The organism is Sporosarcina sp. P17b, assembly GCF_002743115.1.
GTDB lineage: Bacteria > Bacillota > Bacilli > Bacillales_A > Planococcaceae > Sporosarcina > Sporosarcina ureae_C.
Genome location: NZ_PDYP01000003.1, coordinates 128,050 through 139,620, shown reverse-complemented (window position 1 = coordinate 139,620; position 11,571 = coordinate 128,050). Strand labels below are relative to the sequence as shown.

The following is an 11,571-nucleotide window of genomic DNA, read 5'->3' as shown; positions in this document are numbered from 1 at the left end:
AGACGAGTATGGAGAAATTTTTAACCATAGTAGAGAAGCAACGTCACTTAATGTATGAAGAAATGAGAGAAGCAGCCGAGCTAATGTTTCGCGATGAGACAGATGAAGAGCAAATTGCACAATTCTTGATCGCGTTATCAAAGAAAGGCGAAACCTCACATGAAGTAGCCGCACTGGCCGCTGTGATGAAATCCTATGCAAATGAACTAACACCAGCAGAAGCACGTTATTTGGATAACTGTGGAACAGGCGGAGATGGCGTCAATACATTTAATATTAGTACGACAGCTGCCTTTGTTTTGGCAGGTGCGGGTGTACAGGTTGCGAAACATGGTAACCGTAAAATATCGAGCGCGTCAGGGAGCCAAGACGTCTTGGATGCACTTGGCATTCATCCAGACTTCCAGATAACAGATATGCAGAATTTATTAGAACAACAAGGAATCGCATTTTTATTCGCGCCAGCTATTCATCCGAAAATGAAACGAATTGGTGCTATACGAAATAAAATCGGTAAAACAACGATCTTTAATTTAGTAGGTCCCTTAACGAATCCTGTATCACTGGAAACACAATTCACGGGTATTAACCGTCCTGATTTCATTATGGAGTATGCTTCCGTACTGAGAATGCTAGGGCGGGAGCGAGCAATTGTCGTAAGTGGAGCAGGGGGGATGGATGAAGCGTCTTTAGCAGGTCAGAATGAATTTGTCTTACTCGATCATGGCGATTTAATTCCGTTTTCATTGACTGCAGATGACGTGGGACTTGAATATGCACCATTGTCAGCGATTAAAGGTGGAAATGCAGTAGAAAATGCTGCAACAACGCGATCGATCTTAAGTGGAGAACGTGGACCGAAGTTCGATACAGTCGTATTGAATGCAGGAATCGGTTTGTTCGCAAATGGCAAAGTATCTACTATTCAAGAAGGTGTAAAAGTTGCCACAGAAAGTATACTTTCGGGCAAAGCGTTAGAAAAATTAGAGGCCGTTGTCGCATTCAGCGAATTGATCCGGCAAAAGGCGGTTATCCAATGACGATTTTAGATAAAATTATTGCACAGAAGAAGATAGAAGTAGAACGTCTGTTAAAAAGTAACACGATATTTCCCGAGCGAGAGATCATACGTCCATCACTTTATCAGACATTAAGAAAAGCCAAACACGTCCAAGTCATTTCTGAAATGAAGCGTGCCTCACCTTCCAAAGGAATCATCGCAGAAGGTGCAAATCCAGTAAAGCAAGCAAAAGCCTATTATGAAGCGGGTGCTGCGTGTATATCCGTACTGACGGATCAGGAATTTTTCAAAGGGTCATTTGAAGATTTATCTGCCGTAGCGGACGCGGTACCGATCGCATTATTATGCAAAGACTTTATCATCCATAAAATTCAGATCGACCAAGCAAAAAGTGCAGGTGCCTCCGTTATTTTATTGATTGTGGCTGCGCTTGATGATGAAACGCTCGGAAGTCTGTATACGTATGCCAATGAAGAAGGTTTGGATGTACTTGTCGAGGTGCATAACGTCGAAGAACTACAGCGAGCATTGGCGATTGATGCAAGAATCATCGGTGTCAATAATCGTGATCTGCATACATTCGAAGTGGATTTAGCACATACGGAACTGATCGCATCACACTTCCCGTTTGATGAAGAGCGTGTGTTTGTCAGCGAAAGTGGAATCTGGGGACGTGAGGATGCAGAACGTGCATCGAAAGCGGGAGCAAGTGCAGTGCTTGTCGGAGAATCGTTGATGCGCAGTGATTCAGTGAAGGAAGCCTTGCAAGCATTACAAGTAGAAAAACACGTGGTTCGACCATGACAAAAGTAAAGATTTGCGGATTGATGAAACCTGAACATGTGAGAGCGGCTGTAGATGCAGGTGCGGATGCAATAGGTTTTGTCTTCGCACCTAGTCGCAGGGAAGTGACGATAGAGCAGGCGCGTGAATTGGCAATGCTCATCCCGCCGACCGTGTTGAAAATTGGTGTCTTCGTTGATGAAACGATCGAGCAACTGCAAAAGACTTTTAAAGAAGTGCCGCTTGATTATATTCAGTACCACGGAGAAGAGACGCCAGCTTTCATTCAGCAAGTAGGGTTACCTTCCATTAAAGCACTTGCTATAGAAACTGAAGACGACGTGAAGCTCGCTACTACCTATGACGTGGATTATTATTTATTTGATACACCAGGTGTTGAATACAAAGGCGGTAGCGGTAAGACGTTCGACTGGTCATTACTTGAAAATGCTGGAGTGTCAAAAGAGCAGATTATTTTAGCCGGTGGATTGCATGCAGGAAATGTGCAGGAAGCGCTAGGGCAAGTGAATCCATACATGGTAGATGTCTCTAGTGGTGTGGAAATAGAGAAGCAAAAAGACACGGGACGCATTCAGACGTTTATTCATACAGCGAAGGGTAGGAGAGATTGTCATGACAACAGAAACTAAAGGACGCTACGGGAAATTTGGGGGACAATTCGTTCCGGAAACATTGATGACTGCACTACAGGAATTAGAATTGGCTTACGAAGAAGCGCAGCAAGATCCTGCGTTTTCAAAAGAACTGGATTACTATTTAAAAGAATTTGTTGGTCGTGAAACACCTTTGTTTTTTGCAGAGCGTTTGACGAAGCATGCAGGTGGCGCAAAAATCTATTTAAAACGTGAAGATTTGAACCATACAGGTGCTCATAAAATCAACAACTCTCTTGGCCAGGCATTGCTTGCGATTCGTATGGGCAAGAAGAAAATTGTGGCAGAGACAGGCGCCGGCCAACATGGTGTGGCAACAGCTACTGCTTGTGCATTACTCGGCCTAGAGTGCGTTGTTTTCATGGGGAAAGAAGATATCCGTCGTCAAGAACTAAATGTTTTCCGTATGGAACTTCTCGGCACGAAGGTAGTTTCCGTCGATAAAGGTTCAGGAACGTTGAAGGACGCAGTGAATGAAGCACTACGCTACTGGGTTTCAAATGTAGATGACACACATTATATTCTCGGATCAGCCCTAGGCCCACATCCATTCCCACAAATTGTTCGTGATTTCCAGCGTGTCATTGGGGATGAAACACGTAAGCAAATCGTGGAACATGAAGGACGTCTGCCTGATGCAGTCGTGGCTTGTATTGGTGGCGGTAGTAACGCGATTGGTATGTTCCATCCTTTCATCGATGATCAAGACGTGAAATTGTACGGTGTAGAAGCAGCGGGTAGCGGTATTTCAACAGGCAAACACGCGGCAGCCATTGCAGGTAAACAAGAAGGGGTTTTGCATGGTGCGTATATGTATGTACTACAAGATGACGATGGCTTCATCCAAGAAGCGCACTCGATTTCAGCAGGTCTCGATTACCCTGCAGTAGGACCGGAACATTGCCATTTAGCTGATATAAAGCGTGTGAAGTATGACTCCGTTACGGATCAGCAAGCACTAGAAGGAGTGCAACTACTATCTCGTGTTGAGGGAATTATTCCTGCTTTAGAAAGTGCGCATGCCGTCTATTATGCAGTTCAACTAGCGAAAGAAATGAAAGCAGAAGAGACGCTCGTCATCTGTCTGTCGGGCCGCGGTGACAAAGATATGCAAACAGTCCGTGATGCGCTAGGAGGGCAAACGAAATGACAAAACAACAAGTAATGCAAGCGATTCTACATTGTAATGAGCAGGGTAATAAAGCATTTGTTCCGTATATTATGGCGGGGGACGGCGGATTGCAGACGTTGAAAAAGACTATCCTCTTCCTGCAAGAAGCAGGTGCAACAGCAATTGAAGTAGGCATTCCATTTTCCGATCCAGTAGCGGATGGTGAAGTGATTCAACAGGCGGGTGAACGTGCTCTTGCTGAGGGGATTACACTTCGTAAAGTAATGAAAGAACTAGCATCGTTCAAGGAAGAAGTAACGGTTCCGCTAGTCATCATGACGTATTTGAATCCTGTGCTTAGCTACGGTTTGACAGCCATTGCAGCAGATTGCGAAGCAAGTGGAGTCTATGGTTTGATCATTCCGGATCTTCCGCTTGAAGAAAGCGGAATGTTGAAAGATGCATTAAAGAATAGCGATGTGGCGCTGATCCAATTGGTTTCGCTCACAAGTCCCACTGAGCGAATCGAAGCCATCGCGAAAGCAGCTGAAGGTTTCATTTACGCAGTGACAGTAAACGGTATCACGGGTGTCCGTTCATCATTTACAGAAGGACTTGAAGGTCACTTGAAGCGGCTTAAAGCGGCTAGTTCTGTTCCAGTACTTGCTGGATTTGGGATATCGACTCCTGAGCAAGTGAGATCACTAGGATCCTTGGCTGACGGGGTAATTGTAGGAAGTGCGATCGTCACGGCCCTTCATGTAGGAGATCACGAAACGGTTCGTACGTTAATCAACGCATCTAAAAATCAATTAACAAATAGCTAACTATTTACCGGACAACTGACATATATCAGTTGTTCGTTTTTTTATTCTCAATAAAACTATCCACAAAAGAAGAATTGTGAATAACTTTTTCTGTTATTTAAGTAAGTTTATATAAAGTATGCACAATAACAGGGGATTAACTGTTCATAAGGGGGGATAACTTAATGATTACCCACAATCCATTTCATATGTAGTAGAAAGCTCGTGATGACGATGGAGTTTCGTGAATATGATAAAGTAGGACGTAGAAAGGGTGATGAGTAGAATGATTCGTCCAGCATGTTTAGTACAAGGTGATGTGATTGGGATTGTGGCGCCTGCTAGTCCTGTAGAACGTAAGGTTTTAGAGCGGTCATTTCAATTTTTGGAGCAATTAGGTCTTCGCTATAAAGTAGGACAGTCCGTGTATAAGAAAAATGGTTATTTGGCAGGGACTGATGAAGAGAGACTTGCTGATTTGCATGACATGTTCAAAGATCCTGAAGTGAAGGGTATTTTCTGCGCGGGTGGCGGATACGGTTCTGCCCGCTATGCCGAGCAACTAGATCTCGATTTAATTCACGATAATCCAAAAGTGTTTTGGGGATTTAGTGATATTACCTATCTACATACCGTGATCCGTCAAGGTGCAGGCCTCGTGACATTCCATGGGCCGATGCTGACATCCTGTGTTGCACAGGAGACATTCCATGAGATGTCCGGTAAAATGTTCGGGCAATTGTTTTCCCCTGTAGAAGTTCATTACACGGAAGCAATCTCACCACTAGAAACGCTTGTTGGCGGGGTAGCAGAAGGTGAAGTGATCGGCGGTAATTTAACGCAACTCGTTAATAGTTTAGGCAGTGAATTTGAGATCAAGACCAATAACCGTTTACTCGTACTCGAGGATGTAGGGGAAGAGCCGTATAAAGTAGATCGTCTACTCAATCAATTACGTCTCGCAGGCAAGCTTCGCGAGGCAGCAGGCATCGTGATTGGTGATTTTGCGAAATCGACACCAACGAAGCCAGATGCTTCACTTGCAATGAATGAAGTGTTCGACCATTATTTCGGCAATCTGAATCAACCTGTCGTGAAAGGATTCCGTATCGGTCATTGTGAGCCGAACATTGCCATTCCATTTGGCGTGAAAGGACGTTTGGATGCACATAATAAGACATTGACGATCTTACCGGGAGTAGAATAAATGCAAATTCGCACGGTTTATATTGTGTAATTGGTGAACGTCAAATAAACCCCCGACACTTGTTTAACAAGCGTCGGGGGTTTTCGTTATGTCATCCAGTATGGAAAGGAATCTGCAGAACGTCTTGCCGTGGGCTTCGGTATGCTTCATTTACTAATGAAAAGATGACAGACTGAATTTGAAATTAATAGAACAGCCACTTGCCGCATAGGATATAGAAGATTTGAGAGTGATCACAAGACAGACAAGCACGTTGATCATGACAGATGAATCATTATTTTCAGCTAACAATGCCAGGAAGTTGCTGGAGGTGCGCGCAACGAATGTACTGAATATTAAATTGATGAAGTTGGGGGGAATCCTTGAAGCCTTGAAAATCAATGGATTGGCTGTAGTAAATGGTATAGAGTCTACTGCTAGTGGTGTAATGTATACCCGTTCACAAATGGAATTCAGTAAGGAGTCTGGTCTTGAAACTAATGATACAGTAGGTGAAAACATATGCATATAAATGAAAAATGGATGTGCGCTGTTAGCGTTGCGACGGTGTGGACGGATCCTGATTCTCCACGTGTGGCGGATTTACCTGCCTTGGATCATCCCGTGCAAATGGATAGATGGCTATCCCATCTATCTTATGAGGAACGTCTAGCATTAAGTGAGAAGAATCAAATCCAAACACAGCTATTATATGGCGAGCCCGTGATTGTTGAGGATGTCGTTGGCGATTGGGCACGTATAGTTGCCATTTCCCAGCAGACACGCAAAGATCCACGCGGCTATCCAGGCTGGGTGCCACTCGTTCAACTTTCTATGCGGGAACGAATAAGGGCAGAAGAGTTTGTTCGGGTTTCGAATCCAAAAGCTGCACTGTTTGATGAATCAGGTACATTCTTTTTACGTGTATCGTTCAACACAATTTTTCCTTCCGGTGAACGGAGGGGGAAGAAACTACGTGTGTGGACACCGCATGGCTGGAAGTTATTGAATGCATCAGATGTGGAGACGGTGGGAGAAGAATCGATTCATCGCACGCTTACACTGGGAAGACGTTTCATGGGCTTACCCTATTTATGGGGGGGTATGTCTGCATGGGGCTTTGATTGCTCGGGGTTTATTCGTGCTATTTGGGAAGCTTGCGGAATTGGTCTACCACGTGATGCTGTGGATCAGGCAGAAGCCGGCAGACCGATCTCGCTTGACTCTGCAGATTGGCAAAAAGGTGATTTACTCTTTTTTGAGAATGAAGAACAGTGTATTCATCATGTAGCGATGTACGTGGGCAACGGAAAAATTCTTCACGCACCTTCAACTGGGAAATTAATTGAACAAATTGAACTGAATAAGTCTGTATATGCTGAAAATGTCTGTAGAGTGCGCAGAATTATTTAATCGTACGAACACTATAAACAGCAAGTATTAGCGAAGACTCCCTTCTTTTATGTATACTGAAAAGAGTATATAGAAAAGGGAGCTGTCTTCATGTCTGAACAAAAACCAATGAGTGAATCGAGAACGATCCAGAGTAAGCTAGTCTTACCACCGGATACAAATCATATTCAATCCATTTTCGGTGGTAAAGTACTTTCCTACATCGATGAAATTGCAGCGATTTCTGCTATGAAACATGCGGGCACACGAGCTGCGATCACCGCTTCGATCGATTCTGTCGATTTCGTTTCTCCTGCTTTGCTAGGAGACGTTATTGAACTTGAAGCGATAGTTACTTCAGTTGGCCGTACTTCAATGGAAGTGTTCATTTCTGTACATTCCAAAAATCTGGTGACAGGTGAAGTGAGGTTAACGACGGAATCATTCTGTACGATGGTTGCGGTAGATGACACGAACTGTCCGATACCCGTGGCGGAAGTGTATCCCGAAACGGAATTGGAAAAACGTCTTTTCGAAACTGCACCTGCACGACGTGAACTTCGTAAGCAACGAAGATTGATGAAGCATTGATCAAAACACAAGGCCGAAACGGGCATCCGTTTCGGCCTTGTGTTTTTATTTTAGAAATGCCTAGTCATTTTTTAAGTTCTAGTGTATTATATAACTAATACACTAGAGTGGAAGGAGTGTTTTAAAGATGAAGACAGTATTTGGCGGTCTAATACAGAAAGAATGGATTATGTTAAAGAGGTTGATATTTTGGATTTTTCTGCTGGATATAGTAGTCATTACGGTAGCGCCCCCTTTAGTAACGAGCTTCGCTGGAAGACTAGATACACTGTACGATAATACGCATATCATTGTGGGTGTTTTGCTCGTTTTGCATATATTTGCTGGTGTTTTTATCTTATTCGAAAGTTTGAAAAGAGAGATGAGGACATTGGATATGTGGTTACATTCTCCAACATCCATGGTTCAACTCGTCGGTGCTAAATTAACATTTGCCGTTTTGCTGGCATTAGGCAGCTTATTCTTTAGCGGTTTTCTCGGTGGGATCGTCCTCTATGTAATAAAAGACGGGACAATAGGAGTTGAAGGGAAAGAAGTGTTGGCATTAGTCAGTGTAGTACTGGCGCTATCCATAAAGTTGATCTTTATGACGGCTACTGGTTGGTTCTTCTGGAGTGTATATAAAGTGATTAAGTCAAGACTGCGCTTCTTTTCGATACCATTCATCTTGCTGTTCATTGTGAGTGCATTAGTCATTTGGGAACAACTACGAATTAATGGATTCTTTGATTGGCTTCGTACGATTGTATCAGTACGGCTGACGGATGAGTCCTTCTACAATGAACATACGAGTTACTTTTTCATGGGGTTTGTACCGGATGGCATTGCCTTTTCGGTAGGCAATTTAGCCTTTTACCTAATCATCAGCCTTGTATTACTAATGATAGGATCTATGTTCTTTGAGAAGAAAGTGAGGGTGTAACGATGAGTATGGAATTTCTACCAGATAAACCGATTTACCAACAACTCGTCGATCACATTATGGGGGAAATCATTCGAGGCACGCTTGCAGTAGGGGAGAAGTTACCATCTGTACGGGAATATGCTGTTTTGGTCGGCGTGAATGCTAACACAATGCAAAGAGTCTATAGGGAACTTGAGAATCTAGGGATTACCGATACGAGAAGGGGGCAGGGATCATTCGTGACAGAAAATCATGCAAGGATTCAAGAACTCCGTGAAGAGATGAAAGAGCAACTTGTCGAGTCATTCATTCAAAATGTTGAGGCTCTAGGCTTCACAACGAACGAAATGGTCCACTACTTACAGAAGCGGGGTGGAAGTGATGATTGAATTGCAGATTGTTTCGAAACGTTATGGAGCTAAGCGAGCATTGGATGGAGTGTCACTTACGTTGCCCAAAGGAAGAATCATTGGACTGGTAGGTGAAAACGGTAGTGGGAAAACGACACTGCTTAAAATAGTAGCAGGGTTATTGACACCTACTACCGGGCTTGCAGTGTTCGATAACAATAAAATCACAAGGAGAGTCGCTTCTTCAGTAGCTTATATGCCTGATGGTGATTTGTTTTTTCCGGAATTTAATGTAAAACAATTATTTGATTTCTATAATTCGCAGTTTAAGGATTTCAACAGGAAGAAAGCAGAGGAAATCGCAGAGTTTCTTAGTATCCCACTGGATGCAAAGATCAGCACGCTGTCAAAGGGTAACCAGGGCCGAGTGAAAATTGCTGCAACACTTGGAAGAAATGCTTCCTATTATTTGCTTGATGAGCCGTTTTCGGGATTAGATCCGATGGTACGGGAAGATATAGCAAGGGGGCTCATCCGTTTCACCGATACAGAATGGCAAACCGTTCTCCTCTCTACACATGAAATTAAAGAAGTAGAACCATTATTGGATGAGATGATCGTGATGAAAGAAGGTCAACTACTCGCCCATAAAGAAATAGATGATATCCGTGAAATATACGGAATGGATGCTACTACATGGCTCATTTCATTGTTTCGGCAGTAGTTTTAGACATATAAAAAGCAGTGGATGAAAAGGCTTTAAGCCCGCTCATTCACTGCTGTTTGTTTGTATTAGTTATTGCTGCTGAACGTACGGACTAGTCCAAGTACTGTTCCACCAAGAATAAATGCGAACAATGCATACATGATATAGACGAACCACATGAATATCCTCTCCTTTGATCAGTATCCTGCCTATCATTGTAACACCTCGACAGGCGCGTTGCAATGGACTTTGTGAGACAATCGTGGCCGTAATCTATCCAAATGAGTGAGTGATGGTTATTTTATCGTTCGCTTTTTAATAAATCACGAATCTCAGTGAGTAATTCCTCTTTTATATCTAGTGGTTTTTCTTCCTCTTCTTCTTCAACTATCTCAGCTGGCTTCATTTTCAACTTCATAAGTACCCGTAAGAAGACGAAGATCGAACCTGCAACAATCAAGAAATCAATGATAGATTGAATGAATAGACCGTATTTTATTGCTGCATCGCCAATTGTATAACTTAATGAAGAGAAATCTAGACCACCTAACAAAACTCCAATAAGTGGTGTCATAATATTTTCAACTAAAGAAGAAACAATTGTTCCGAAAGCTGCACCAATTACGACACCGATTGCCAAATCAAAAATATTTCCTTTAAACGCAAACTCCTTAAAATCCTTCCACATACACATAACCTCCTTTTATAGTTTTGTAGTATCCTACTACGTCTGTAATTTACCCAATTGTGAGCGTTGTAAACGCTGATATAATGCAATGGATGCACATAACCAGACTGAACTAGCTAATACACCACCGACTATATCGCTTGGGAAATGTACGCCCAGGTAAATCCTGCTAACCGCGATCATTACGATCATAAAGATGGCAAGAATAGTAATACCCGTACGTGCCCATACATTACGTAAGCTCCGCCAAATGATATAAGCGAGAATGGTATAAAGACTGAACGCCATCATCGTGTGTCCACTTGGGAAGCTGTACCCACCAATATCTATTAAGCGATCAAAGTCAGGACGTTCACGTTTGAAGATGAATTTAAGGACTTGATTGAGAATGCCTGTCCCCCCAAGTACCGCAGCGAATAATACGGCCTGTGCTTTGTGTTTCTTCCATAGAAGAACGGCAAGTGTAAGTACAGCGAGCAACGCGACTGTAGTGGTGGAGCCGATTGTAGTAAATGTCTTCATAATAGACGTCAAACCCGAAGTTTGTGTGCCTTGTATGACATCTACAATAGGCTCATCAAAACTCGAGATCGTATGTTGATGAATGGATCTGGCAATATAAGCGAAAAAGCCGGTGAATAAAATACAAATAATCCAAACGGATACTAAACGAAGTGATAATTCACGCATGGTATACATTCCTTTCTATAGGTGTATATTCTGAACGATTGTAAAATGAATGTACAGTGAAATGTAGGGATCAATAGGTTGGATGATGGAGTTTTGGCTGGCAATGTAAGTGAATTGGGCATTGGCCCCACTTCAGCGGTGGTGGATGGCTTCCGCAATGAGCCAGACAGGAAGTTCGCCTGACTGTCTCATTACTACGCCTACCACGTGCAGCCGCCTTCGTTGGATAATGTGTAGTGCAGTTCTGATTCTTCTTTTGCAAGAATGAGGAACGAATACGACCAGGTCTCTGGTTTTATCTACTATAAACAGAAGCCTGACTTGGTAAGTAATTAGTAGCGCAGGCACAACTGCGGGGTCGGCCGTGGCCATGAGACAGCTGGCAGCTCCACCGCTAGTTGGCTCATGGCTGGAGGCAATCCCCCACGTGCCTGTGCGGGTCCAGAAAGCAGACACTCACTACCTTCAATCCCCAACAACTAATCGAGCAACGACCCGATCACGACCCCATCTATCTGGAGTCACGCCCAAATCTAAACAATGTCATATCAACCACCACCTAAAACATATGACATTTGTCATCTCAAAGTCATGACATCTATGCCTACCCCTCCCTCCGTATAAAAGGTATTCTTAATGTACTAGCAAACCCAATAGGAGGGAAATTCA

The 11,571-nt window shown here is 43.2% G+C and carries 15 protein-coding genes; 12 read left to right on the top strand and 3 right to left on the bottom strand.

Annotated elements, in window-relative coordinates:
• Positions 1–8 precede the first annotated feature (8 nt).
• The 12 genes from trpD to CSV76_RS04675 all read left to right on the top strand — a co-directional run bounded on the left by trpD (position 9) and on the right by CSV76_RS04675 (position 9,542).
• Positions 9–1,040 (top strand): anthranilate phosphoribosyltransferase, encoded by a 1,032-nt coding sequence (gene trpD / locus CSV76_RS04730; RefSeq protein WP_099624857.1) that lies wholly within the window; start codon positions 9–11, stop codon positions 1,038–1,040.
• On the top strand, positions 1,037–1,825 hold the full coding sequence (gene trpC, locus CSV76_RS04725; protein ID WP_099624856.1) for an indole-3-glycerol phosphate synthase TrpC: 789 nt from the start codon (positions 1,037–1,039) through the stop codon (positions 1,823–1,825). The genes trpD and trpC overlap by 4 nt, the downstream gene beginning before the upstream one ends.
• Complete coding sequence (locus CSV76_RS04720) at positions 1,822–2,454, top strand: phosphoribosylanthranilate isomerase (protein ID WP_099624855.1); 633 nt, start codon at positions 1,822–1,824, stop codon at positions 2,452–2,454. The genes trpC and CSV76_RS04720 overlap by 4 nt, the downstream gene beginning before the upstream one ends.
• On the top strand, positions 2,438–3,628 hold the full coding sequence (gene trpB / locus CSV76_RS04715) for a tryptophan synthase subunit beta (RefSeq protein WP_085427520.1): 1,191 nt from the start codon (positions 2,438–2,440) through the stop codon (positions 3,626–3,628). Before CSV76_RS04720 ends, trpB begins: the two co-directional genes overlap by 17 nt.
• Entirely contained in the window at positions 3,625–4,416 is a 792-nt protein-coding gene (gene trpA / locus CSV76_RS04710) for a tryptophan synthase subunit alpha (protein ID WP_099624854.1), read from the top strand. Before trpB ends, trpA begins: the two co-directional genes overlap by 4 nt.
• Positions 4,417–4,672: 256 nt before the next feature.
• Positions 4,673–5,602 carry a S66 peptidase family protein gene (locus CSV76_RS04705; protein ID WP_099624853.1) on the top strand — a complete coding sequence of 310 codons (930 nt, stop codon included), beginning with the start codon at positions 4,673–4,675 and terminating at the stop codon, positions 5,600–5,602.
• A 223-nt stretch (positions 5,603–5,825) separates the two neighbouring features.
• Positions 5,826–6,113: an enolase C-terminal domain-like protein gene (locus CSV76_RS04700; RefSeq protein ID WP_143560344.1), complete on the top strand. Its 288-nt coding sequence runs from the start codon at positions 5,826–5,828 to the stop codon at positions 6,111–6,113.
• A complete protein-coding gene (locus CSV76_RS04695) occupies positions 6,104–6,994 on the top strand; it encodes a C40 family peptidase (RefSeq protein WP_099624851.1) in 891 nt (296 codons plus the stop codon). Before CSV76_RS04700 ends, CSV76_RS04695 begins: the two co-directional genes overlap by 10 nt.
• A 90-nt stretch (positions 6,995–7,084) precedes the next feature.
• On the top strand, positions 7,085–7,564 hold the full coding sequence (locus CSV76_RS04690; protein ID WP_085427515.1) for an acyl-CoA thioesterase: 480 nt from the start codon (positions 7,085–7,087) through the stop codon (positions 7,562–7,564).
• Positions 7,565–7,691: 127 nt separating this feature from the next.
• On the top strand, positions 7,692–8,486 hold the full coding sequence (locus CSV76_RS04685; RefSeq protein WP_099624850.1) for a hypothetical protein: 795 nt from the start codon (positions 7,692–7,694) through the stop codon (positions 8,484–8,486).
• 2 nt (positions 8,487–8,488) lie between these two features.
• On the top strand, positions 8,489–8,857 hold the full coding sequence (locus tag CSV76_RS04680; protein ID WP_085427513.1) for a GntR family transcriptional regulator: 369 nt from the start codon (positions 8,489–8,491) through the stop codon (positions 8,855–8,857).
• Complete coding sequence (locus tag CSV76_RS04675) at positions 8,850–9,542, top strand: ABC transporter ATP-binding protein (protein WP_085427512.1); 693 nt, start codon at positions 8,850–8,852, stop codon at positions 9,540–9,542. The genes CSV76_RS04680 and CSV76_RS04675 overlap by 8 nt, the downstream gene beginning before the upstream one ends.
• Positions 9,543–9,825: 283 nt before the next feature.
• Here the strand turns inward: CSV76_RS04675 and mscL are convergent, their stop codons facing one another.
• From mscL to CSV76_RS17190, 3 genes are all read right to left on the bottom strand, one after another.
• Complete coding sequence (gene mscL / locus CSV76_RS04670; protein ID WP_085427511.1) at positions 9,826–10,212, bottom strand: large conductance mechanosensitive channel protein MscL; 387 nt, start codon at positions 10,210–10,212, stop codon at positions 9,826–9,828.
• Positions 10,213–10,248: 36 nt separating this feature from the next.
• Positions 10,249–10,902 (bottom strand): phosphatase PAP2 family protein, encoded by a 654-nt coding sequence (locus CSV76_RS04665; RefSeq protein ID WP_158232737.1) that lies wholly within the window; start codon positions 10,900–10,902, stop codon positions 10,249–10,251.
• Positions 10,903–11,034: 132 nt separating this feature from the next.
• Complete coding sequence (locus CSV76_RS17190) at positions 11,035–11,358, bottom strand: hypothetical protein (protein WP_099624847.1); 324 nt, start codon at positions 11,356–11,358, stop codon at positions 11,035–11,037.
• Between the last annotated feature and the right edge of the window lie 213 nt (positions 11,359–11,571).